Here is a 22,048-nt window from a genome sequence, read left to right as displayed (position 1 = left end):
CGCGGTCGAGTCAAGTGCCTCATCCCAGCCCTGGCGGAACTCGGCGCGAGGGAGGACAACGAGCATCATGAGCCGTTTGATCAGGGACTTCGTCACCATGTTCTCGCCCTGGACCTTAATCCGTTGCTTGTTGAGCCTCTCTGCAACCTCGCTGAGGTAGCTGATTGCGCTCTCATTATCGCGGATAGGTTGGCATGAATTTATCCTTTGGTATGCTGCACTAGGGGAGGCGCGAAGATACACAACCATCATGCTCTGCCAGCATCAGCATGATGATGCGTTCCGTTTTGTGCGGACCGCACGCGCGCCTCGCACGGCAGGACGAACCTTCCTCGCCAGGTGTCCCGCTTTGCCGCAACAGGGCCAATCTGCCGCGTTGCCACTCTCAACCAGCCAGCGATTGACCTCGCGACCGTCGGCGCGAAAGCAAATGCTGACCCGGCGCTTGTATCGAGTGCGCTCGACGAGCTCGCAACGAATAGGGCGCGACGGGGCAACAGAACTGTCTAGCGCGTAAGCGGCCTCTTTACCGCAGCGATAGGTACCGCCGTCGCCGTCTTCGCATCCTCGCCAGCTTTCCGGAGCATCGACGCCGTGCAAGCGGATGCGCTCGCCTCTGATTTCGATTGTATCTCCGTCGATCACCCTTGAGCGGCCGGTAATGGTTTCGGCAGTCGTCGCGAGGCTGGCCGACAAGAGCAGCGCCAACACCGGTGAACAACAGGACGAATTTTTCAACATGCAGCCTCTCTGGGTTGGTCCCTAACTGCTCGTCGAAGGCTCGATTTCAGTCAAAAGAGGGCTGGTAGAGTAAACCAGAAGCGGCTGAGTGGGGGATTGCAACTGGCGACTGCCAGCCGGGGCCGTGCGGAACAGCAGCGGCCAACCCGGCACCTTCGATCAGGCGGTATCATCGCCACCATCGTCGGGATCTTCGTCGGGCCACCAGCCGCGCCAATCGTTGCCAAGCGCATTCTTCGCCTGGCGGCCTGAAGTCGTCTGATGAGCTTCTGAAGCAGCTCGTGCTCGCTGATGTCGCTTTGCGCCGGCAGGTAAGCGGCTATATCGCGCTGGCGACCCTCTATCGCGCCTCGAGGCCAAATCTGGAGACCCGCGTCCCGAGATACAGGACTTGGGAGATATAAAGCATCTTTGTAGCCGGGCTCTGCCGCGCCCTCTGCGATGAGCTGACGTTCAAGAATGGCCGCACGCTTGCGAAGATCGCGCCACGCATCAAGTAAGGGCAAAATGATCTGTACCAAAGTAGTCTGATTCTCCAGAAGCTCTCGAACATTGGGATCAAAAATCCGACGTGTGCCGTTGCGCACGATAAGGCCGAACGTCTTCATGACACCGCGGATCTGATTGCCAAGTTGGCTTGAGAGGCTCAGCAGCAGATTGCGGCCGCCCCAACGCGTGGGCCATCATAGCGTCGAACGACGTGACGCGAACCGTTTTATAAAAAGCCGACTTCAGCGAGCTGAGCCAGGCTATCGGCATCATTGGCGTCGGTCTTGTTGAGTGTTTCGCTCAATACCTTATGCGCGTGCCGCGCTTCAATGCAGATCGCCGGAGCCCCTTCGGCCATTAGCGCATGATAGAACCACGTCGACAGCGGCCCCGTTTTCGAAGGCGACGCGCCTGGCGTGCGGCGCGTGCTTGCGGGTAATGTCAGCCCCGAGCTTTGGGTCCGAAAGGCACTTTCCCCGCCAGATCCGCTTCCCGCCCTCCCGAACCGAGGTCGCCGTATCTTTCAATGAACATCAAGCCCAATATATTGGTCCCGGGTTGCTGCCGCTTGATATTAGCCGGTTCCAATCGTGAGCCCGTCTTTCCATCTCATCGGGGGCGACCACCCCGTCAGCATCATCTTACGAAAAGGCTTTGGACGATCGCACCGCGATTACCCCATGCTCTACGATTCGTATTCAACGTGGCAGAAAGTCGAGAACGCCAACAAAACGCATCCGCCGCATCATGCCTTCGCTTAAGGTCCCTCGCGTACGCCCGAACATCTTTCTCCTTACTGGTTTTAAGTCGGCGGATTTCGACCGATCAGCGGAACCAGCATCGAGGAGGCTACCATGATGACTCGGCTAACGAAAAGTCAGGAGAAGAACCCGTTTCCGCGGTCACGCGGAAACGGGTTTGCATTTTATACCTTTCATTTAGCTGAACACGCTCATGTCGAGCCATTCCTGCTTGGTGATCGTCCACCAGTCAATCGACTGATGTTTCAGTAGGTAATCGTAAGGAATCCAGCCGTAGCCCTTGTCACCCCACTCCTCGCCATAGGAGTTTTTAATGAGGAAGGCGCCCCTCGTCTTGATGCCGGGGTTCTTGGCATTTTCCGTTGTGATGCCATCGTCATAGCCCATGACGGCAATGTTATGGGCGCCAAAAAGCGTGTCATCCTCACTCGGGTAAGGCAGGCGATCGGACGTCACGAATTGCTGCCAGGTGCCGAAATACGCCATGACGCCAAACATGACCGGACGGTTCCGACTGAGCAATGTCTTGGCCTGGCGCAACACCACGTCCTTTGAACGGTCCTTCGCATCAATCCTGCTGTACTTGAGAGAGCGATAACGACCTGCCAGCGCATAGGCAAAGGCAGACGGTTCAGCATCGAATTGGGATGCGTCATCCGGCCAATATTCTTCCGGCACCGTGCCTAAGGCTGCCAAAGCCTTCATGACGGATCGCGTATTGGCTCCCGTGTCGCCCGTCTTGTGCATCAGGTTGCGCGTGACCTTGTAAAGGAAAATTTCCGACAGCGACACTGCGTTTCCGCCGGCGCGATTTTCGAAATATTCCAGGATGGCCGAGGCGGCGTAGGCGGTGCAGGCGTTCAAGGTGCCCTGATTTTGGACCTGCGAGCACCATCGTCGCAAATCAACCTTTTCCGGCAATTGCTGGGGCAAATCCAACGTGAGGATCTTATCGCGAACGTCCCGCTTATCGATCAGCAGACCAAACCAACCGCCGGCATCGCCGCTCGCCCAGTTTGGTGCGCTACCGGGAAAGGCTTGATCGCATATCGCCTTCATGTCCGGAGCAGCGCTGATGCCCTTTCTTCCATAGCCCTTCGGCACGAAAAAGCGCCCCTCATAGGCGCCTTGCAGCCTGATCTGGCCAACCACATAGATCCCGTCGCCAACGGAATAGACAGCATGATCCGCCACACGCGAACAGACCGCGACATAGCCACCGTCAGGCCCCCCGTAACGATTGATCGTCGGCAAAGTGCGCTCCTGCCGCTGCGGGCCGGGCATGTAAGACACACCTCCATCCGCGCCGACATAGACCTTGAAATCCTCCGGCAGAAAGTTATAGGACGGCATTGTAGGCTGCATATATGTCTCCACATTCCTCAGATTGCACCATGTTGCAATATCCATAGCTGTCAATGCGGAAATGTTGCCGGGTCGAAAGGGAGATTTGTGCGGGAGGCATCGCCATGATCGACGCAAACATCCGAAAAGAGGCACGAGACAATACGGCGATAGTAGCCCTTTGGCCATTGGTGGACGAGCTTGCCGATCCGGTGGGCAATACAGGCGCGCCTCGTGAGAAAGCCGGTTCCGGAGATGCGTTTCTCTCGGGTTTATGCTTCGCGGCGAGGCAAGACATTTCGCGAACGCCTTGCCTTGCGAAAGAGCTGCCTTTTGTTCACCTGTGGTTTCCTCTGGCCGAAGTCGCAATGGGGCTTCTGCCGCAAGCCGCGTTGGCGCCAACCGTCATCGGGCAACTGATTGTAGCGCTGACAGAGCGCCTTTGCGCGTTGGGGGCAGATGCACTTCAGCAAATACTTGAAGAGCGGCGTGGCGCTGGCGCGTCCGTCATCGCCGCATTAGCCCCGGAGAAAGACCCGAGCGCCGCGAAATGCGAGATCTATGATCGCTTGACAGACGAACTGCGGCAGACACATCTGGCGGAACTGCTGGATCGCTTTCCGGTCCTTCGACGCTTGATTCCTTTCACAATTGCAGTCTGGATCAGAAATCTTCGCGAGCTTTTAGCCCGCCTCGAGGCGGATCGGACAGCAATCGCTCAAAACTTCCGCCTTCCTGAAGACGCGGCGCTTTCCGGCATGCAATTTGCTGTCGGCGATACCCATAAGGGTGGACGGAGCGTCGTGCTGCTGGAATTCACTTGGCAGGGGCGGCAGACAAAACTCGTCTACAAGCCCCGTAACCTCGCCCTCGAGGCGGCGTTCCAGAATTTGCTGGCGGATCCGCGCGCTAGCATCGGTCTTTCACCTCTTCCCGGGCTGAAAATCTGGTGCGCAGAAGACTATGGCTATATGGAATTTGTTGAGGGCGCGCCCTGCGACAACGAAGATGTACTGCAGGCATTCTATCGCAGTGCCGGCAGACTGGCCGCTCTCCTGCATGTTTTAGGTTACACGGATGGTCACCACGAAAACCTCGTGGCGCATCACAGCCATCTATATGTTATAGACGCCGAAACGCTTTTGACGCCCTTCGAGAAGCCAGCAATTCGCCGTCCACGGCCGGGGGACAGCCTGGGTGCGGCCCAGACGGCATGGTCTTGGTTCGACACCACCGTTGCACGAACCGAGCTATTTCCAGCCTGGACCTTACTGGGCCTCGCACGCGATGCCGTCGATACGAGCGCTTTCGGCATCGAGCCTCAGGAATGGCCAAGGCAAATTCCCGGCTGGCACTCCATCAATACGGATAACATGGCCCGCACCGTCATGATCGGGGAGCTCGTTCGCACGCAATCATTGCCCGTAACGTCAGACAGGAAGAATCCATTTTTCCGTCATCGTAAGCTCTTCATGGCCGGATTCCATGCGCAGTGCAGGTCCATCATCGCCAACAAACCCGTTTGGCTGGGGGAAGATGGCCTGTTGCAGGCCTTCAACGGCTGCAAGGGGCGCGCTGTCATTCGCGCGACACGGATCTATGCGGCGCTTGCACGCCGTCAGTTGACGGCGGAAGCATTGCGAAGCGAGCAGTCCCAAGCAGACGTTCTTTATCCGCTGGAGCGCCTTTTTGCGCCGCTTGCAGATCGTCAGGACGTTTCAAGCCTATGCGCCTCTGAAAAGCTGCAAATGCGCCAACTGGATATTCCCGTATTCACGCACACGGTCTCGCAAACGGCCCTGAACCTGACCGGCGATCAACGAATCGATGACTATTTCGAGACGAGTGGCTTGGCGGCAAGCCGGGAGCGAATAGAGGCATTGTCCTGCGAAAGGATCGAGCGTGAGATCGAAACAATAGACGCTTTGGCATCGGCCAAGGCATTGCGGCTCGCGCAGCACGGGCGGAGTTGCGAGAACAGCCTCCAACCGATCACCAATCCGACAGACCAGCTTTTATCGGAAATCAGGCGTCGATCAGATGGCTGGATCGGATTCGATCTCGCGCCGGATGGTATCCGGTTCTGCTACCAGCCGCTTGGAATGTCGCTCGTGAGCGGCACACTTGGTCTTGCCGTCTATCTTGCAGCGACCGGAAGACCAGAGGCCTGCCATATTGCAGAAAATTTGGCTGAGCCGCTTCTGAGGCTGGCGGAGAGCGGAACACCGGCTGAGCGCCTGCGGTGGTGGCGAGACCTGCCCATCGGGTTGCGTGGCAGCGGCGGACAGCTTCTGGCATTGTCGGCACTGCAGAGGCTTAGCATAATGGCCGATCGAATCCCGCACGCCATGCAGCAGTTGGTTGCAGTTCTCGATCGGGCCTTGCTCGAAGATAAGCCTTGGGATGTCTGGTCCGGATATGCGGGCTTGCTGGGTCCGCTCCTACTCGTGAATTCCGACACAGCGGACACTCAGGCCGAGATGGTTGCCTGCCGTCTGGCCGACTGGACCAGCAGAGAGGCGGAAACGGCACCGTCTGGCTTTGCGCAAGGTGCTTTTGGTGTATTGGCTGCGCTCAGTCAGTTTGCGCATGTATCAGGGAACGCAAACATTCGCGCTTCGGTTCAATCCCTGCTTCAACACAGCTCGGAAGCCTTCTGGCGCTTCGGCCCTCGCGCCGGTTCTGAATGGAGTTGCGGCATTGCAGGTCACATCATCACATGCCTGTGCCTGCGTCATGACCAAGAATGGCGAGCGAATGCGGATGCTGCAATCCGGCGCGGGGTGATCGGATTGGCGTCCCTGCCTAACCAAGGAGCCGGTATCCACAGCGGCACCGCCGGCGTCGAGATGGCCTGCGCGTCATCAGCACAGGCAACTGGCAATTTGCCATGCTCTTCAGACACCCAGAAGTACTGCGATCCACGCCATCTCGGTCTGTTCACTGGCGTTGCTGGTATAGGGTTCGCACAGATCCGGGACGAGCGGTCCAACGCGGCTCGCGACCTTATCATCTCTGCTGGTCTTCTTCCGACCATAGGCCATTGAACGGTCAGAAGTACAAGCTTTTTTGTCAAACGCCGAAAGGCTGTGTTTTGAAAATTTGTTTTGATATGATCGTTTTTGCTTTTGTCCTCGTCGAACATGTTAAATCAAATACTATGGGGCCTCGCAACGCTGGTGGCGAGCGTCAGGAAGCGTGGCTACCATTTTCACGATCGATGACGCCAACAATTGCACAGCACGCTCGGACGCATTTGTTGAAGGGGAGATCTCCGGCCAAAATCAATCGAACGGCACCACCGTAATTGCGACTGTCGCCATCGAAGTCGTTCTAGTCGTGGCCGGCACTGTGACCCTTAAACGCACATCCACCCCCATAATCTGAAACCTGCAAGTAAGAGGCCCGGTTATGTACCAGCGCGGCTACCGAATGCTACCGAAACATCTTTGATCGACGCAAGTCTGGACAGCTTCGCACGCTGTCGCATGTCAAGCGCTTCACGGAGCGCCGGCTCGGTGCAAGGCGTTCCTGGCCACGCTTTTGGAGAACGTCGACAACTCCCGTACCATTGCCGAGCGCTACGGTGTCGATGTCGACCCGGTGGATATACTGCCGCTTTGGCACGAGAACTACGTCAAGTACTGCCAAGAGCCGGAGAGTACAGCGTGGCCGGGCCGGTGGTGGCAATGTGGCTTGAGTGTGAGCAAGAGTTAATGGACTATCGGAACATGGTGCGCGACGAGGGCGAAATGGCGATGGTCGTCCCTCGTTCCAGACGTGGCGCGAGCGCCAAATCCTCGCTGCGGCGGCGAGTTGGGAACGTCGGCACAGTCGGTCAGGCACCCCGTCATTGCTTTCGAACTGAGCGACGGCTGCACCGGGAAATGTTGTCTTGCGGCGTGCCGGCGTGCTCCTCAAGCCATCATCGCGAAATTCTCGCCGAGGCGATGAACCTGTGGGCGAATATCGCCCTGGTATAACGCTCAGACAGAATGCGCGCTCTGCTATGCCCCTGCCGCAGTAACCTTAGGATGCCGTCGATCGATCACGCTTGGGTGGTCGAGGGGTGAGCGACGGTCTTGGTTTCGGGCGCGCGCCAGCACCAGATGGCGGGCCGCAGATCGCCGAAGAATACATCGAAAGCATCCGAAAAGACGGACCGGCCCCAATCGCCGGAATCATACGGCTCGATATAGACATCCGGTATCAAACCAACAGATTGCGCCGCTTCCTCGACCATCCCACGGCTCCGTATCTCATAGCCGAACAGGCTAAGCTTCGGGATCGTGGCATCCTTGGGCACCATATCCACGATAAAAACAGTGCCACCCGGTCGCAGAAGGCGTGAAATCTCCGACCATAGCGCATCCGAAGGCGCATAACCCATTGCGTAACAGCAAATCGCCGCGTCGAATGCACCATCGGGTTCTGGGACTTGCGTTATATTTGCAATGTGTTTTTCGAATGAACTGGCCGCCAGTTTCGTTTCATCCAGATCGACCAGACAGAAACGTAAATCCGGACGCAAAGCCGCCATATGGGCCGCGACCCCGCCGCTGCCAGCGCCGAGGTCCACAATACGTGCACTGTTGGGAAAGTCCGCCCAATGCAGCAATCGGGACACATGGTCCCGGTCGCTTTCACCAAACCGGAAGGCTTGCAGCATCGTAAGAGGGCCGCCCACGCTCACAACCCGGCGCGCATGCGTGGCAGATCCCGGTTGGATTGGCACTGCTCGCAATGGGGGTTCGCGGGGACCTCGAGGTCGTGGAAAGAGCAATCGAGGGCATTGTAGGTCAGCAAACGCCCAATCAGCGGATCGCCGATTCCGAGCAGGATCTTGATCGCTTCCGTTGCCATGATCGTCCCGATGACGCCCGGTAACACGCCAAGCACACCGACCTCGGAGCAGGATGGAGTGAGCGATGCGGGCAGCTTTTCAGGAAAGAGACAGCGATAGCACGGGCCACCGGACGGGCCATTGGGCCAAAATGCGGAAACGTGTCCCTCGAAACGGAAGATCGCGCCATAAATCATGGGAATATTAAGCAGCGTGCTGGCGTCGCTCACGACGTAGCGGGTCGCCAGATTGTCGCTGCCGTCGATCACCAGATCGTAATCGGCCAGTATTTCCAGTGCATTGTTCTCGTTCAACCGTATCTCATGGAGATTGAGAGCTACGTCCGGATTGAACGCCTGAAGAGATTTTGCGGCCGAACTGACCTTCAACTCCCCGATCCGGTCGTCGGTATGGAGGATTTGCCGCTGAAGATTCGACCGTTCGAGCCGGTCGCTGTCAATCAGCCCCAATGTTCCAATGCCTGCTGCCGCAAGATAAAAGGCCAGCGGAGAGCCAAGGCCTCCAGCACCGACCAGAGCCACCTTCTTGGACAGAAGCAGCGCCTGACCCTCAGCCCCCACTTCGGGTATGCTCAAATGGCGCGCGTATCGCTCCTTCTCCGCTGCGCTCAGCTGTCGGTGTTTTTCAACGGGAAGACCGGCTGCCTCCCAGGCTTGAAATCCGCCATCGACCCAATGAACGGAAGAATAGCCGAGGCGGTTGAGATCGTCTGCGGCAAACAGCGCGCGCGCATCGCTGGCGCAGAGTACCATAAGCTCGGTATCGGCATCCGGCGCCACGTTTTCAATCTGCAATTCCAGAAAGGATCGGCTGATGCGTACCGCGCCGACAGGGCTGCCTTTGGCGGTTTCTTCGGCGTCACGAATATCGATCAGTTTGACGCCAGCCTTTTGCTTCCGTCTTGCCTCCTCGACACTGATCCGAGACAAGGATTCCCGTAGACGTGATAGACGTTCCTGCCTGAGCATGCCCTCAACCTCCAGCCAGCGCCAACACGACCGCTATCTCCGCGCCGTTTTCGACGGCTTCATCGCCGCGCGATCCGAGCGGCACGGGCCGTCCGTTGACAAAAATCCGAACAAAGCGATTGATCTCGCCTTTCGTGTCGAACAAATGCTCCTTCAATTGCGCGGATTTGGCGGACATGGCGCCCAGCGCCTCGCGCACGGTTTGGGCCTCAACTGTGATGCGCGATTGACCCCCGACATAGGGCCGGATCGAGGGTGGGACGATCACTGTCAGTTGTTGCATGGAATTTCCTTTCTTGCGCATGGGCGAGGACAGTTCATTAGAGGACGGGCTTAGATGTCGCGAAATCGATCAGGCGTGCCGCAAGCCCGTCGGAGGCCGGACCATGCCGCCGCCATGGCGCTTCGTAGAGGGCAAGGTGGCCGCGCAATTTGCGCTGTGGTGTTGCCATCAGCGCTTCCAGGTTTTGCGAGAGAACATCATTTTCGGCGGAAGTGGGCGCGCAGATGTGTAAAGCCAGTTCAGCGAAGGCGCGGGAACAGCCATCCGGCAGTTGGACCGCAATTTCGGCCCCTCTCATGGCCTCCATCAGCAACCGCATGATGTCGATCAGCAAGACCTGTGAGACCTGATCGCGGGTCATCTCACCACGGGAGAGGGCGAGAAGCACAACATAAGATGCCGCCGTTTGCAGGGCGCGACCTGCAAAATGAGCCCGCGTCACCATGCGTACCAGCCTGAAGCCCAATTTCAGCAGAAGGCCAGGGGCATGAGGCTGCGACTTGTTGCAGATCTCCACAGCGCCGCTCGTCACAATGCCAAGTCCGCGCATTGGGCAAATCTCTGCCGAAATCTGCGGAAAGACCATGACGGCGCCTTCTTGCGGTTCTGGATGAGCGCAGAACACAAGGTTTCGCCCATCAGGTTGACCCCATGTTGCCAATGCACCGGCCACTTCGTGCGGCCCGACAGCAAAGAGCGTTATATCCGTCGGGGAAGCATGTGTCGCAGCTTCGGGGCGGTATCGACCGCGTGCCGTGCCTTGCATGGCAACTGGCAGTTCACGCAAGGGCGCTCCACGCATACTGACATGCAGTGGCTTATGCCCGCGCCGTTGCAGCAGGTAGCCGCACGCCATTCCCACTGCACCGGCGCCTATGATGCGGACGGCGAGGCTAGACAAGTGGAACGATCCCATCAGCTGCCCCATCAGGACCAAAATGGGCCGCATCTGCCGCCTCGATGATGCGGATCAAAAGCGCATCCCGATGCTGCCGCATCTCAGGATTTGTCGCGGTCTGGTGGAATGTAAGGCCGTTGAACATGACGCAATCTCCAGCAGCTGCTTCCAGCGACGTAATTTGGGTGCCGGGAAACATGTCGCACAGAATTGGGCAGATGGTTTGGGAACTATCCCCATGCAAAATGGAGAAGTAGGAAACCGGCGCATCGATAACTTCCATACCGGGGCAGGTTCTTCCAACGCCATCCTCCAGCGGAATCCAAAGCGTGATCATGGGTGCATCGTTGAACTTCTGATTGCTGTCCTGATGCCAAAACTGATTATTGGCGTTGCCGTGCGCATCGGGAAGCTGTGCCCGTGGGAAAGTCCGGCGCAAGAGCGTTCGTCTCTTCAGAAGAGCAGGTCTCGCCGAGCACGGCAAAGCCTGTGGGAGAGCCGCAAGCGCAGTTCGGGCTATGGCGACTATGGCTTCTTCCGAGAGAATATGCGGGTTTTCAAACAGGCGGACAGGGCGCATTCCGGGCGTATGCAGCAGATGGTCGCAGTGCCCCGCCAGTTCACGGACCTGTGAGGCATCAAGCACCGCCTCGACACGCATGAAGCAACCCGAGGCGAGCCATTGGCGGCGTCGCGGCGGGGCATCGAGCGGATACTCCGCCTCCATGCCGTTCATCGCCTCCCGCAACCGGTGCAGAGCCGCCTGACCGTTCACCCGGGCGTAGACGCCGCGTTGATCGGCGCTCGGCATTTCCATGTCCCACACGTCTCGATCAATGGAATCGAGCACTTCCAGAAGGGAATAAGCTGGGTTCTGTTCCGCTACGCGCCACATCTCACCAAAGGGCGTGCCGGGATGGCTATTCGGTTGCACGGGCGATGCTGTCTCCAGGGTCATGCGGGTCGTCTCCATTGCGCAGCCTGTTGCGGCGCGCGATTATCGTCATTTCACTAGAGTCAAATCATCTTCGCGCTGACCTTGAGCCCCGGCACGAAGGCCTTCGTCACGGCCAGGTCTAGACCGCGCTTCGTCAGATCGTGGACATAGACCTGACCGTGTCCGGCCTCCTTCAACATTCTCAGCACCATGGAGAGGCTTTCCGGGATCGTACGCCCGCGGGCACGATGTGGCGCCACGGCCAGAAGTTCATCCCAGGTGACGGTCGGGATCTGCCGAAACTTGGCAAATGTCCGCGCCTGCAAGGCCAATCGCGCTTCTGTCTCCGCGCAGGTCAGTTGACGATTGACGTGGTCTATCCCCAGATCCTCCCGCGCCCCGTGAATATAGGTCAGGCGCGACTGGGCAGCTTCGGTCAGGGCGCGAGACGCGGCGATCTGCGGCGATGTATGGCACCCGAAGCCCGCCGAGGTGGCCAGCATGAAACTGGGCTCGCCCGGGCAATGGAACACAGCCCAGAATGTATGGATATCGATGGCACTCGGAAGAGCGAACATGAAAAGCTCTATTCCGGCCTGCGCCACTTTCTCCGAGAAGTGCCCGAGATGTTCAGGCATCGATTTTGGCTCGATCCGAAGCAACCGTGATGTGGTCATGCCCTCGGGACGACCGAGGAGACGCGCCGTGGAATCGCGTTCGATCAACTCGCAGATGCCGTGAAGCGTTGCTTCTTCCCAGGTGTTGCCGCTCGCCAATCCATTGCTGGTGAAATAATGCACGTAAGGCGCGCGTACATAGATGGTGCTGGCCGGCAGCAGGACTGGCCGAGACTCGATGATCTCGCGTCCCTCGACCCAATCGAGGCGAAGATCATCTGAGTAGTAGAGACCGCCATAGGTATCGGAGGGCCAGAGGCACTCGCTGATGAGCGTTGGCGCATCGACGACCGAATATCCCCGGTTTCGCAGTACCTTCGCGCTTTGAGCCAGATGCCAGGCCGAGGTATCCGGATATTCGGCGTGCTCGACCTCGATCGACTCCATGATTGCGGATACGGATGCGGCGGCCTTCGTCCACCCTTTCCCATTGGACACGGACAAGATCATTCCATTGGGGCGCACGGCATTGTAGGTGGGGATGCCGATTCGATCGAGATGGGTGACGTCGAGAACGCGGCTGATGCCGCAGGTGCGCATCGCTGGCGCAATTCTCCGCAATGTCTCTTCCGGATTATAGGTGCGCTGGGTTCCTTGTGAGTATTCCTCAACAGCATTCATGATGCAGCCCTCAATCCGAGAATGTCGTCAAGTCGATCGGCAAATTGGTGTGCCAGGAGGATTTCGGTTGCCGCGTCAAATGTGTAGCCGAAGTGCTGCAAGCCGGTGCGATAGACCCATTCAAGGTAGTGGAGCGCCGCTTCGGCGGTATCTGCATCTTCATTCTCGTCCGGCAAAATGCCCTTTTCGCGCCCCAGGCGACGAAGCGTATAAACAAGGCGGCCATCCAAATGTGTGATTTCGGCTCCCGCGCCCCATGCCGAGAAACCTGCCTCTGCCAGTTGCCGGTCAATATCGGAGACGAGGCTGCGGCTGCCGGGTGATGAGAGAGATCCGATGACGCCTGCGGTGAAGGCGGCTTCCCGTCCCTCACGTGCAATGTCGATTAGCGTCAGGCCGGTTGCCCTGCGGTGAGCGAGGTCAAACCGATTGGGTAACCATTGGGGCAGAATGGGCGCCGGGGTGATTTCGAGGTGAAGTTCCCGAGCCCAGCCATTGATAAGGCGCTGGCAAGCGCGAGCGCGCAGATAGCTACGATAGGAGGGATCTCCCACGGCAACTCGCTCGGTGTACTGCGAGAGCGGCATGGCCTTGCCTTGCCGTTTTGCGCAGATGGCATTCAACCGCTCGTGCTTGAAATACTCGATGCCGATCAGCGTATGCACCGTCTCATAGGCGCGAAGACGGGGAGGCTGCGCGGGGCCAAGGGTCGCGATCCGGCTGGCGGCAAAGTGCAACGCTTCTAAGCAATCCCTTTTTTTTAGATCCTCTCCATGCGTTTCAAGCCATTTTTGCAAGCCAGAAACATCCAGTTCCTTTGCCAGCGGCGAAAGCACGACCTCCATCATTCGGTCCTGGAAACACAGGGCCTTTGCATGGTCCAGAATCCGCGCTTCCTGCTGCTCGTCGATCATACATTCTCTTCGGGCAAGGCGCAGATTCCAACGCAAATTGGCGAGAGGGATGGAAAGAGGCGCGTAAGCTCCCTCGGAACTCTGGTGGAGCAGAGCCACTTCGTCATCGCCATCGATTTCGCCGTCACGAAACCACTGGTAGATCTGCCCGACACCGGTCACGCCCTCGCAGTCCAGTTCGGCCGCCCGCAGGGCACCCATGCTCGTTGCGCCGATTACTTCAATGCCGCAATCCAGGGCGAACAGGAGTTCCTTATGCCAAACAGAATATTGTCCGTAGAACAGACCGTCGAGAAGGACGATCATCCGGTATCCATCATTGATAATACCGTAGATGGAGCCACGAGCCGCGGGCGGAAAGTAATCTGCCTCCGGCAGGATGCTTTTAGCTTCTTCAATCGAGCAGGACGGGCCCAGAAAAACGGCAATCTCATTGTTGGTCTCGACAACCATCACGCGTCCACCTCAAATGGAGTTTCGAATCCGGGGACGGCACATTTGACGACGGCAAATGGACGGTCTGGCGGGGATAGCGTCCAGGCAAAGACATGACGGATGCCGGCGTCCCGCGCCGACGAGAGAAGGTGGTTCAGGGCAGCCGTTGGCGATGCCGGTGCCTGCTCATCCTGATCGGTGAGCGAATAGGCAACGCTCGGGCAGGCGATGAAGCGCCGCCGCAACTGACGTTCGCCCTTCGTAACAGGTTCCCTCAAAAGCTTCAGAACCTCGGCAGAGACCATGACCCCGCCAGGCATGCGCGAAAGAGGAAGCGTCTGCGCTCTGCATGCCTCGCGCGTACACCAGGCCTGCACGGCTTCTGTCATGGCACGAGAAATGGCAATGGCTCGGAAGTGATGAGCGCCCCAGCCATAATAGACCTCGCCACCGGATCCGGTTTTTACAAGCGCACATTGAAGCACAGTGACGCCGAGGAACTGCCCCAGAAGATAGAATTCGGCGTGTAGTCCGAACGCTTCCAGTTCCGTCAGGGCGTTGGAAATGGGCGCTGGAATGTCGCTGAGGAGAAGCTGCTGCACCAGCACCGGGTCGCGGAGGGATTGGGCAGTCAAGTCGCGTTCGATCAGTTCATAGAGACAATGTAAACTGGCTTCCTCGACCGTGTTTCCGCTGGCCAAGCCGTTGACGGAAACAGACCGCGCCGAGGGGGCAGGCGACAGGAAATGTTCATAGACAGGGCTGTAAACCGGCTCTGCCGACAACAGGTCAACGCCACGGATCATGGGCGCCGCATCCGGCTCCGGCGGCTTTCCGCCCCCGGTATAAAGAAGCGCGGATCGAGGAAGCGCATGCAACGCGATCTCGGGCGGACCTTCAACCGTACTCATCTCGATGGCTTCCATGTATCCCGAGGCAAGTGCCGTCTCGAAGCTAAAGCCTTTCCCGAGATTAAGATGTCCCGAACGCGGATTGCCGCGCACGACCTCTATAAACTTCAGAGTTTCTGCACCCTTTGGCGAATGATCGGCAAATCCGCTGATGTCGTAACGTCCGAGAAGTGGCTGGATCGCGGCAAGCGTATGACTTGCGGATACATTGCGAATCGAAGTTCCCAAACTGTTACATGCTGTCATTATTCTTGATTCTTGCCTGCGATTTCTAGTGCCGATGGCGGGAGTGGTCACGTCGGTGCCCCTTCATCTGGAGAGGCCAGGTGCGGCTTGGCGCACGCACCTGGCCGAACCGTCACACTGATTACTTGACCAGCGCTGCGGCCATGATGGTGCCGGAGGATACCGACTCCAGATCTTCATCCGTCAGATTCGGGCTTCCTGCCGCGATCGCCTTGGCCAGATCGTTGTGGCTGAGGTCGATACCGGCGTCCTTGGCAGCATTCACGATCGCATCCGGGGTGGAGCAGGCTTTCACCGCCGCTGCAAAGGCGCTGTCGGTAGCCAGCTTGCTGCGAAAATCATCAATGGAACCCATTAGACTTTCTCCATCAGTTGGCATCAAATCCTCGGCGGATCTGATGTGAGCGCAAAGTGCCATTTTTGCGGACTTAAAGAAATTCGGGTGAACCACTAAGGGATACCACTTAGGCGCTTCGATCACGCCGAGCAGGTCGGGACCACTGAACGGCTTCGTCAAAATCATGTTCTCGACATGCGCTTGAAGTGCCGACAAGCTCGTTCACGAGCAGGAGGGCTCGGGCTCCAAGATATTAGAGCAAGCGTGTTCATCTGGAGAGGCCAGGTGCGGCTTGGCGCACGCACCTGGCCGAACCGTCACACTGATTACTTGACCAGCGCTGCGGCCATGATGGTGCCGGAGGATACCGACTCCAGATCTTCATCCGTCAGATTCGGGCTTCCTGCCGCGATCGCCTTGGCCAGATCGTTGTGGCTGAGGTCGATACCGGCGTCCTTGGCAGCATTCACGATCGCATCCGGGGTGGAGCAGGCTTTCACCGCCGCTGCAAAGGCGCTGTCGGTAGCCAGCTTGCTGCGAAAATCATCAATGGAACCCATTAGACTTTCTCCATCAGTTGGCATCAAATCCTCGGCGGATCTGATGTGAGCGCAAAGTGCCACTTTTGCGGACTTAAAGAAATTCGGGTGAACCACTAAGGGATACCACTTAGGCGCTTCGATCACGCCGAGCAGGTCGGGGACCGCTGAACGGCTTCGTCAAAATCATGTTCTCGACATGCGCTTGAAGTGCCGACAAGCTCGTTCAGGAGCAGGAGGGCTCGGGCTCCAAGATATTAGAGCAAGCGTGTTCATCTGGAGAGGCCAGGTGCGGCTTGGCGCACGCACCTGGCCGAACCGTCACACTGATTACTTGACCAGCGCTGCGGCCATGATGGTGCCGGAGGATACCGACTCCAGATCTTCATCCGTCAGATTCGGGCTTCCCGCCGCGATCGCCTTGGCCAGATCATTGTGGCTGAGGTCGATACCGGCGTCCTTGGCAGCATTCACGATCGCATCCGGGGTGGAGCAGGCCTTCACTGCCGCTGCAAAGGCGCTGTCGGTAGCCAGCTTGCTGCGAAAATCATCAATGGAACCCATTAGACTTTCTCCATCAGTTGGCATCAAATCCTCGGCGGATCTGATGTGCGCGCAAAGTGCCATTTTTGCGGACTTAAAGAAATTCGCGTGAACCACTAAGGGATCCTACTTAGTCGCTTGGATCACGGCACGACGGGAGGTGTGATGGTAGGTCGACCGATCAAAGTCGAGTGCACCGCATGCAGGCCGGATCGAGATCGTCCAATCGCGGCACATACCCTTGCTACCTCCCGCTTCCGAGCAGGCCTTAAAGCTTTCGCCGAATGACATCCTGCAGCATCTCGCGGCCCAGCGTCAGGTCCGCAACGATCTTCTTCAATCTCGCATTCTCGTCCTCGAGCTGCTTCAGCTTCCATCTCCGGCGGCAACAGACCGGCATATTTCTTTTTCCAATTGAAGTAGGTCGCCTGGCTGATCCCCGCCTTGCGGCAGATCTCCGCAACCGTCACCCTTCATCACCCTGCTTCAGAATGAACGCTTTCTGCGCGTTCGAAATTGCCATGCCTTCATCGCCTTCCGTCCCTTTCCCAGGAAAAATCACCGGAAAACTCTAACCAAAATCGGTCCAGTTTGAAGGGTTCAGATCACCCCTCAAGTCGCTCGGCGACCGCTTCGATCATATGGAAGGTTCTAGTTCCAGAACTAGGCGCAGACATAGAAGCTCACTTCGGCTCACAACGTGTGCTACCGATATCCGACCGCCAACCCCTACGCCAGATGGGGTCTCCTTGCCGCTTACGAAGCCTCGTCGTATCGAGGTCTTCTGTTTCGTTGCTGCTCTGAACTCAGTAGATAGCTAGGGGTACCATCTGTGATCCACATAGTATTAATGGTACTATTTATGGTTGCCAAACAAGCGGCGCCCAGGTAGTGTATTTAAATGCAAGGCTCGCCCGTGGGTAGACGTTAAGGGCTCGCTCTTGTTCTTTAACGGCTTCCAAAATCCGATAAAGTCCACTCTCTCAAGGGGTAGAACTGACGGGCTCAACGCACGTCTGCGATCTGCTGCACATCGAAATAAATCATTCCACGCCTGCCACTCTAAGGATAGGAGACTGGTAAATGACTTCGGCTGCTTTGAAATTCGTATCCGTAACAAAACTTCCTAGCGACGACGATCTTGGGGAGCTGCTGGATAAGCTGCGGGGTCTCCCTCACGCTGCCGCGCCAATCCGCTCTTTGGCAGATAAAAAACAAACTGCCCAAGTCAACGCGGGAAGTCTGACTTCGTTCACCCAGAATCTTTCTGGCCAGAACAAAAGTGACGTGCAGAACTCGACCCTTTTTGCGCAACTGGCGTCAGACCGCGCTTATGATCGTTATAACTCGCCCATGGACTGGTACAAGAACTACATTAATGTCCTAGGTCAAATTGGCTGGAACCAGCCGGGCTTTGCTTTCGATACCTATACCTCTGGAGGTTCGACGGTTCAACTCAACGAGGCGGTCTTGGGTATCCTCGCCGCGATTGCAACCGGAGACGAGATCGCCATGGTAGAGGCGACGATGAATGGCCTCAAGGGTCTCAGCGACGATTCAAAACAAATGACCATTTGGGATGCAAAGTCGAATGACGGCAACAACGGGAATTTCCAAATATTTCCGGTCGATGCTCTGCCCAACGGGGACGTCGTGATGGTGCTTGATGGCATGCAGTTCAATGCATCCACCACTCATTCCCGGTTCTTGTGGTGGACATGGGAATCCTCTAGCATCCGCATACAGCGCGCTGCCAACAAATTCGTGCTCAACGATAGCGTCTATTCGCAGGTTCGGCAGGCTGTTATCGATAAACTCGGTGATCGCGCCGCGCAGTTAGTCGCAGACATTCCCATTTAACGCCAGACGCAGACACAACGTCGTGGCCGTCGCCGATTTAGAAGCTGCGGGGATGGCCACGACCGCCCGTTCACATCTATTGTTGTCCCACCTGGCGTCTTCCAAGTCTGCGCCGAGAGCGCGCTTGTGTGTCGCCCCAAACTGAGCAAGAGACCTGTGATGTCCGTAGATTTCAATGAGATTACGCTCTCTGATCCTTCTGCGCGGGAGCGCTTGCTTGAGACTGGTTCAACATCCGAAGCGACGCAGTTCTCGCCGGCAGGAGCGCCTTCAGCACAGGTTAATGAAGGGGCACTGCTAGCTTTTGACGATGGTCTTGCAAAACAGATGATCGATGACATCAGCAACTCACTTCTCTTCGCCCAGCTGGCTGCTGACAAACATTTCAACAGGCATGCAGCGACGGGCGATTGGCAAAAGACTTTTTTCAGCACGCTCTCAGTTGTGGGATGGATAATTGGCAACTTTAGCCAAAGAACCGAAGTTGCCGCATCACCGGTGAACTGGGGGGAGCTAATTGCATCGTACATGCCGAAAAATGTGGATCACCTCGTCCTCTCCAGCATCGTGGCATCTCAACAGCTACCCGCCGCAAGCAGTGCAATCAACATATGGAGCAATGCAGCCTTGGCTGGCGACGAGGGGGTCGTCATTGTCGGGCCGAGCTACATTTCTGGCGACAGTCCAAACATATCGATCGCACTTCTAAAGTTCACATTCGAGAAAGCCGTGGCAGGTTTTCTGAAGTGGGACGCCGACTTCAACATCACGACATCAATCGTGACCATGGAACTGAACGAGAGCATTTACTCGAAAGTGCGAAACACGGTTATCGCAAAACTTGGCAATCGTCCGAAATACCTAGTCGCGAATGTGCCCATGAAGTGAAGAGGACTCCAACATGTAATGGACGCTAACGTTCACCCTATAACGCAATCGGATTGCTGTCGATTCGCCTCGGCATTCTTCGGGCATGGGGAACCGCGTCACTCACTGACGAGCGATATCTGTGACGTGCGCTCACAACGTATTCTCTAAGGGACGGGCCGCAGTTCTGCCAAGTTCCACCGCGCGTACAGTTCTGAGTCTCCGCCGGTAACGAAGGGGGTTGAGGTGGACTGCTTCATCAAACGCGCGTTTAAGGCAGACCACGACAGAACCTGGGAAATTGCGGTCCTCCGACTGGCCGAGCCGATCTACAAGATCCAATCGGTCCGGGTTTGAGTAGTCACAGAGCATCAACACCCTGACCAGCTCCAACCGGCCGGCGGCTTGCGTCTGCGTGGTCGCCGGAGCAGATCGCCGGCCGTCTGCTTGCCGATGGTGTGAGCGCCGTCCGCGTCTGAACCGAGACGATCTATCGCTTCATCTATGGCCAGGAGCACTTCGGCAGGCAGAGCCCTGCCAACGGTCAGGCTCTCGACCATATCTGCGCCCTGGCGGCGGCTCAAACGACTAAGCGTCAAGGCGATAACATGCGGATGGCCCATCCAGGGTGGCAGAAACTCGGAGCGAAATGTGATGAGCACCAGCACCGGCGAGCCCTGCACGCGTTCAACAATAAGATCCAGCAGTTCCAGCGAGGTCGGATCTGCCCAATGCACATCTTCGTACACAGCGAGGACAGGCTGATGCGCCGCGAGTCCAATGAGCACGTCGCCGGGCGTCCGAGGCATCGCGATAAGCCAATCCTGCAACTTCTTCCTGCTTCAAGGTTTTCATGAAGCTCTCCGCACGCGCATTGTCATACGGATTGCCCACCCGGCTCATACTCGGCTGGATCCCATGCGCGTGGAGGATGTCAGAATAGCTGCTGCAAGCGTATTGAACTCCCCTGTCCGAGTGGTGAATTAAACTGCCCGCGACTGGAGCGCGTGCGGAGATCGCCATTTTCAGGGCGTCGACTGCAAGGCTGGCCCGCAAGTGGAGTTCCAGTGCCCACCCGATGACCTTGCGGCTGAAGGCATCGAGCACAACCGCCAAATAAGCGAACTGCTCGGCAAGGTGCAGATAGGTGATGTCTGCGACCCAAAGCTGGTTAATCCCTGTCAGTTCCATCCCCCGAGCCAGGTTTGGGACGACGCGCCAGCTATGCTTGGAATCGGTGGTCCGGGGTACGAACGGCCGATTGCGCAAACATAAGAGATTGTCCTCTCCCATCAAACGCAACACACGTTTGTGGTTCGCCTGCCAGCCCTCCCGGCTAGAAGAGCGCCAATCCGGCGATATCCATAATGCCGATTCGCCGAGGCCGGCCTTTGGATGACATCTCGTAGACCGGTTTCTTCCTGACGCGGCGCTGATCGCTGCCAATACCGGTAGTACCCCGCCCGGCTAACGCCAGCCAGACGGCACGTCTGTTCGATTCCTGTCGAGCCTTGCGGCATGCGGGCTGTCATTTTCTGGATGACTTCGAAGACGCCGCCCCTCCAGGCGCGTCTTTCTGCTGTTGACCGCCCCTGACATGCCGCAAGGCTTCTTGAAAAAAATCCAGTTCAACCTGTTGCTGGCCAATCCTGCGTTCAAGTTCGACAATGCGGCGACGGGCTTTGGCCAATGCATCCGCACGACGCTGTTCCGCCGATACTGCAAAGCTCGCCGCCAGGGTTTGGGGGTCCGGCGGTGCCTCGGGCGGGGGCTGTTTCTTTGGCCGTCCCTGCCGGGCCGGCGTTAGATTGCCGCACGTTCGTAGCTGCTCACGCCAAGCATACAAGCGTTGACGGTGAATACCCAGTTCGTCGGCCAGACGGCTGACGTTCTCCCCGTTGTGCATCGGCACGAGCATGGAGAGCTTCTCTTCTTTGCTAAATCTCGGCTTTCTTCCAACCATTTCAGTTCCTGTATTCGAGAAACTGTCCGCTACTTAATATGTCTCAGTTGAGGGGTGCATTCCAAGCGTTTCGCTAAGTCGCGGACAACGGATGCGATCGATTTTCCGGTTGCCTGATTGCTGTTACGGGTGATTGATTTCGGTTGTTTCGGCGCCGGTCAAGAGCGTCGGCGTTTTTCGTTTCCGCATGCTATCGCCTTCGAGCGTTATGCGGTGAGCGTTGTGAACAATACGGTCCAGATCGCGTCAGCTAACGTGGCTTCTCCGATCATTTCGTGCCAGGCGGCCACGGGAAGCTGAGCCGTTATCAGGGTCGATTTCCGGAGATACCGCTCCTCGAAGATTTCCAGTAGATCGAGGCTCTGTCGATCGTTCAAGGTGTGGGTTCCCCAGTCGTCGAGCACCAGCAACTGAACGCGCGCCAGCTTATCGACGAGGCGCGGAAAGCGTCCATCGAGCTTGGCAAGTGCGGGGTCCTCGAACAGTCGTGGCATACGAACGTAGAGCACCGAGTAGTCGAGGCGGGCGGCCTGTCGTGCGAAGGCGCAGGCAATCCACGTCTTTCCAGTGCCTGTTTGGCCGGTCAGGATTAGGTTCTCGTTTGCCTTCAGCCATGCGCCTTGCGCCAGGGATAGGACGTTCCGGCGGTCAAGACCGCGGTGAATCCAAAATCGATGTCTTCGATCGAGACATCGGCAAAACGAAGCCTTGCTGTAGCGAGCCTGTTTGTCAGCCGTCGGTCTGTTCTTACGGCGATCTCTCGATCGAGCATCAACCCCAGCCGTTCGTCGAAGCTAAGGTCGTTTCCATGAGCCTGCTCGATAAGCTCGCGATAGGCGGTCGCCATCCC

The 22,048-nt window shown here is 57.5% G+C and carries 19 protein-coding genes and 5 pseudogenes; 4 read left to right on the top strand and 20 right to left on the bottom strand.

Annotated elements, in window-relative coordinates:
- Positions 1 to 264: 264 nt before the first annotated feature.
- The 4 genes and pseudogenes from JOH52_RS32940 to JOH52_RS32925 all read right to left on the bottom strand — a co-directional run bounded on the left by JOH52_RS32940 (position 265) and on the right by JOH52_RS32925 (position 3,356).
- On the bottom strand, positions 265 to 741 hold the full coding sequence (locus tag JOH52_RS32940; RefSeq protein WP_080567551.1) for a thermonuclease family protein: 477 nt from the start codon (positions 739 to 741) through the stop codon (positions 265 to 267).
- A gap of 159 nt (positions 742 to 900) precedes the next feature.
- Positions 901 to 1,085 (bottom strand): annotated as a pseudogene (locus JOH52_RS36375) (hypothetical protein).
- Positions 1,086 to 1,436: 351 nt separating this feature from the next.
- Positions 1,437 to 1,774, bottom strand: a pseudogene (locus JOH52_RS36725) (IS110 family transposase); the annotation flags it as partial.
- Between the two features lie 394 nt (positions 1,775 to 2,168).
- The gene (locus JOH52_RS32925) at positions 2,169 to 3,356 is read right to left on the bottom strand and encodes a C1 family peptidase (RefSeq protein WP_014530980.1); all 1,188 of its coding nucleotides are present in this window, start codon (positions 3,354 to 3,356) and stop codon (positions 2,169 to 2,171) included.
- A gap of 104 nt (positions 3,357 to 3,460) precedes the next feature.
- Between JOH52_RS32925 and JOH52_RS32920 the strand changes: the two genes are divergently transcribed.
- The gene (locus tag JOH52_RS32920; protein WP_014530979.1) at positions 3,461 to 6,382 is read left to right on the top strand and encodes a type 2 lanthipeptide synthetase LanM family protein; all 2,922 of its coding nucleotides are present in this window, start codon (positions 3,461 to 3,463) and stop codon (positions 6,380 to 6,382) included.
- A gap of 621 nt (positions 6,383 to 7,003) precedes the next feature.
- On the top strand, positions 7,004 to 7,318 hold the full coding sequence (locus tag JOH52_RS32915) for a hypothetical protein (RefSeq protein WP_014530977.1): 315 nt from the start codon (positions 7,004 to 7,006) through the stop codon (positions 7,316 to 7,318).
- Between the two features lie 65 nt (positions 7,319 to 7,383).
- Here JOH52_RS32915 and JOH52_RS32910 read toward each other — a convergent pair whose 3' ends face one another.
- From JOH52_RS32910 to JOH52_RS32855, 12 genes and pseudogenes are all read right to left on the bottom strand, one after another.
- On the bottom strand, positions 7,384 to 8,004 hold the full coding sequence (locus JOH52_RS32910) for a class I SAM-dependent methyltransferase (RefSeq protein ID WP_017274615.1): 621 nt from the start codon (positions 8,002 to 8,004) through the stop codon (positions 7,384 to 7,386).
- 20 nt (positions 8,005 to 8,024) lie between these two features.
- Positions 8,025 to 9,167 carry a molybdopterin-synthase adenylyltransferase MoeB gene (moeB, locus tag JOH52_RS32905; protein ID WP_014530975.1) on the bottom strand — a complete coding sequence of 381 codons (1,143 nt, stop codon included), beginning with the start codon at positions 9,165 to 9,167 and terminating at the stop codon, positions 8,025 to 8,027.
- A 4-nt stretch (positions 9,168 to 9,171) separates the two neighbouring features.
- The gene (locus JOH52_RS32900; RefSeq protein ID WP_014530974.1) at positions 9,172 to 9,471 is read right to left on the bottom strand and encodes a MoaD/ThiS family protein; all 300 of its coding nucleotides are present in this window, start codon (positions 9,469 to 9,471) and stop codon (positions 9,172 to 9,174) included.
- 16 nt (positions 9,472 to 9,487) lie between these two features.
- The gene (locus JOH52_RS32895) at positions 9,488 to 10,237 is read right to left on the bottom strand and encodes a hypothetical protein (protein ID WP_234841521.1); all 750 of its coding nucleotides are present in this window, start codon (positions 10,235 to 10,237) and stop codon (positions 9,488 to 9,490) included.
- 106 nt (positions 10,238 to 10,343) lie between these two features.
- Positions 10,344 to 11,306, bottom strand: coding sequence for a phytanoyl-CoA dioxygenase family protein (locus tag JOH52_RS32890; protein WP_014530972.1), 963 nt, complete (start codon positions 11,304 to 11,306; stop codon positions 10,344 to 10,346).
- A 59-nt stretch (positions 11,307 to 11,365) separates the two neighbouring features.
- On the bottom strand, positions 11,366 to 12,583 hold the full coding sequence (locus JOH52_RS32885) for a YcaO-like family protein (protein ID WP_080590370.1): 1,218 nt from the start codon (positions 12,581 to 12,583) through the stop codon (positions 11,366 to 11,368).
- Entirely contained in the window at positions 12,580 to 13,950 is a 1,371-nt protein-coding gene (locus JOH52_RS32880; protein WP_014530970.1) for a TfuA-like protein, read from the bottom strand. The genes JOH52_RS32885 and JOH52_RS32880 overlap by 4 nt, the downstream gene beginning before the upstream one ends.
- Positions 13,950 to 15,071 (bottom strand): YcaO-like family protein, encoded by a 1,122-nt coding sequence (locus JOH52_RS32875; RefSeq protein WP_017266275.1) that lies wholly within the window; start codon positions 15,069 to 15,071, stop codon positions 13,950 to 13,952. The genes JOH52_RS32880 and JOH52_RS32875 overlap by 1 nt, the downstream gene beginning before the upstream one ends.
- Positions 15,072 to 15,210: 139 nt before the next feature.
- Positions 15,211 to 15,606 (bottom strand): Nif11-like leader peptide family natural product precursor, encoded by a 396-nt coding sequence (locus JOH52_RS35655; protein WP_234835937.1) that lies wholly within the window; start codon positions 15,604 to 15,606, stop codon positions 15,211 to 15,213.
- A 146-nt stretch (positions 15,607 to 15,752) separates the two neighbouring features.
- The gene (locus JOH52_RS32865) at positions 15,753 to 15,986 is read right to left on the bottom strand and encodes a Nif11-like leader peptide family natural product precursor (RefSeq protein ID WP_014530968.1); all 234 of its coding nucleotides are present in this window, start codon (positions 15,984 to 15,986) and stop codon (positions 15,753 to 15,755) included.
- Positions 15,987 to 16,295: 309 nt separating this feature from the next.
- Positions 16,296 to 16,529 carry a Nif11-like leader peptide family natural product precursor gene (locus tag JOH52_RS32860; protein WP_014530968.1) on the bottom strand — a complete coding sequence of 78 codons (234 nt, stop codon included), beginning with the start codon at positions 16,527 to 16,529 and terminating at the stop codon, positions 16,296 to 16,298.
- Between the two features lie 126 nt (positions 16,530 to 16,655).
- Positions 16,656 to 17,031, bottom strand: a pseudogene (locus tag JOH52_RS32855) (transposase); the annotation flags it as partial.
- Positions 17,032 to 17,591: 560 nt separating this feature from the next.
- Here JOH52_RS32855 and JOH52_RS32850 point away from each other — a divergent pair.
- Together JOH52_RS32850 and JOH52_RS32845 are read left to right on the top strand one after the other, a co-directional pair.
- A complete protein-coding gene (locus JOH52_RS32850; RefSeq protein ID WP_014530965.1) occupies positions 17,592 to 18,368 on the top strand; it encodes a hypothetical protein in 777 nt (258 codons plus the stop codon).
- A 159-nt stretch (positions 18,369 to 18,527) separates the two neighbouring features.
- Positions 18,528 to 19,256, top strand: coding sequence for a hypothetical protein (locus JOH52_RS32845; protein WP_017266261.1), 729 nt, complete (start codon positions 18,528 to 18,530; stop codon positions 19,254 to 19,256).
- Between the two features lie 491 nt (positions 19,257 to 19,747).
- On the opposite strand, the pseudogene JOH52_RS36720 reads toward JOH52_RS32845, so the two are convergent.
- The 4 genes and pseudogenes from JOH52_RS36720 to JOH52_RS32830 form a co-directional block, all read right to left on the bottom strand.
- Positions 19,748 to 20,026: pseudogene (locus tag JOH52_RS36720) on the bottom strand (ATP-binding protein); the annotation flags it as partial.
- Positions 19,923 to 20,528: an IS3 family transposase gene (locus tag JOH52_RS32840; RefSeq protein ID WP_014530962.1), complete on the bottom strand. Its 606-nt coding sequence runs from the start codon at positions 20,526 to 20,528 to the stop codon at positions 19,923 to 19,925. The pseudogene JOH52_RS36720 and the gene JOH52_RS32840, both read right to left, overlap by 104 nt.
- Positions 20,529 to 20,763: 235 nt before the next feature.
- Positions 20,764 to 21,198, bottom strand: coding sequence for a transposase (locus JOH52_RS32835; protein ID WP_017266263.1), 435 nt, complete (start codon positions 21,196 to 21,198; stop codon positions 20,764 to 20,766).
- 206 nt (positions 21,199 to 21,404) lie between these two features.
- A pseudogene (locus tag JOH52_RS32830) lies at positions 21,405 to 22,045 on the bottom strand (ATP-binding protein).
- Positions 22,046 to 22,048: the final 3 nt, after the last annotated feature.

Source organism: Sinorhizobium meliloti, assembly GCF_017876815.1.
Taxonomy (GTDB): Bacteria; Pseudomonadota; Alphaproteobacteria; order Rhizobiales; family Rhizobiaceae; genus Sinorhizobium; species Sinorhizobium meliloti.
This window is presented reverse-complemented; position numbering and strand designations above follow the sequence as displayed.

Excerpts from the sequence above, each read along its gene's own strand:
- JOH52_RS32940 (WP_080567551.1), bottom strand. The coding sequence starts at position 741 with ATGTTGAAAAATTCGTCCTGTTGTTCACCGGTGTTGGCGCTGCTCTTG.
- JOH52_RS32925 (WP_014530980.1), bottom strand. The coding sequence starts at position 3,356 with ATGCAGCCTACAATGCCGTCCTATAACTTTCTGCCGGAGGATTTCAAG.
- JOH52_RS32920 (WP_014530979.1), top strand. The coding sequence starts at position 3,461 with ATGATCGACGCAAACATCCGAAAAGAGGCACGAGACAATACGGCGATA.
- JOH52_RS32910 (WP_017274615.1), bottom strand. The coding sequence starts at position 8,004 with ATGCTGCAAGCCTTCCGGTTTGGTGAAAGCGACCGGGACCATGTGTCC.
- moeB (WP_014530975.1), bottom strand. The coding sequence starts at position 9,167 with ATGCTCAGGCAGGAACGTCTATCACGTCTACGGGAATCCTTGTCTCGG.
- JOH52_RS32900 (WP_014530974.1), bottom strand. The coding sequence starts at position 9,471 with ATGCGCAAGAAAGGAAATTCCATGCAACAACTGACAGTGATCGTCCCA.
- JOH52_RS32890 (WP_014530972.1), bottom strand. The coding sequence starts at position 11,306 with ATGACCCTGGAGACAGCATCGCCCGTGCAACCGAATAGCCATCCCGGC.
- JOH52_RS32885 (WP_080590370.1), bottom strand. The coding sequence starts at position 12,583 with ATGAATGCTGTTGAGGAATACTCACAAGGAACCCAGCGCACCTATAAT.
- JOH52_RS32880 (WP_014530970.1), bottom strand. The coding sequence starts at position 13,950 with ATGGTTGTCGAGACCAACAATGAGATTGCCGTTTTTCTGGGCCCGTCC.
- JOH52_RS32865 (WP_014530968.1), bottom strand. The coding sequence starts at position 15,986 with ATGGGTTCCATTGATGATTTTCGCAGCAAGCTGGCTACCGACAGCGCC.
- JOH52_RS32860 (WP_014530968.1), bottom strand. The coding sequence starts at position 16,529 with ATGGGTTCCATTGATGATTTTCGCAGCAAGCTGGCTACCGACAGCGCC.
- JOH52_RS32850 (WP_014530965.1), top strand. The coding sequence starts at position 17,592 with ATGACTTCGGCTGCTTTGAAATTCGTATCCGTAACAAAACTTCCTAGC.
- JOH52_RS32845 (WP_017266261.1), top strand. The coding sequence starts at position 18,528 with ATGTCCGTAGATTTCAATGAGATTACGCTCTCTGATCCTTCTGCGCGG.
- JOH52_RS32840 (WP_014530962.1), bottom strand. The coding sequence starts at position 20,528 with ATGGGAGAGGACAATCTCTTATGTTTGCGCAATCGGCCGTTCGTACCC.
- JOH52_RS32835 (WP_017266263.1), bottom strand. The coding sequence starts at position 21,198 with ATGGTTGGAAGAAAGCCGAGATTTAGCAAAGAAGAGAAGCTCTCCATG.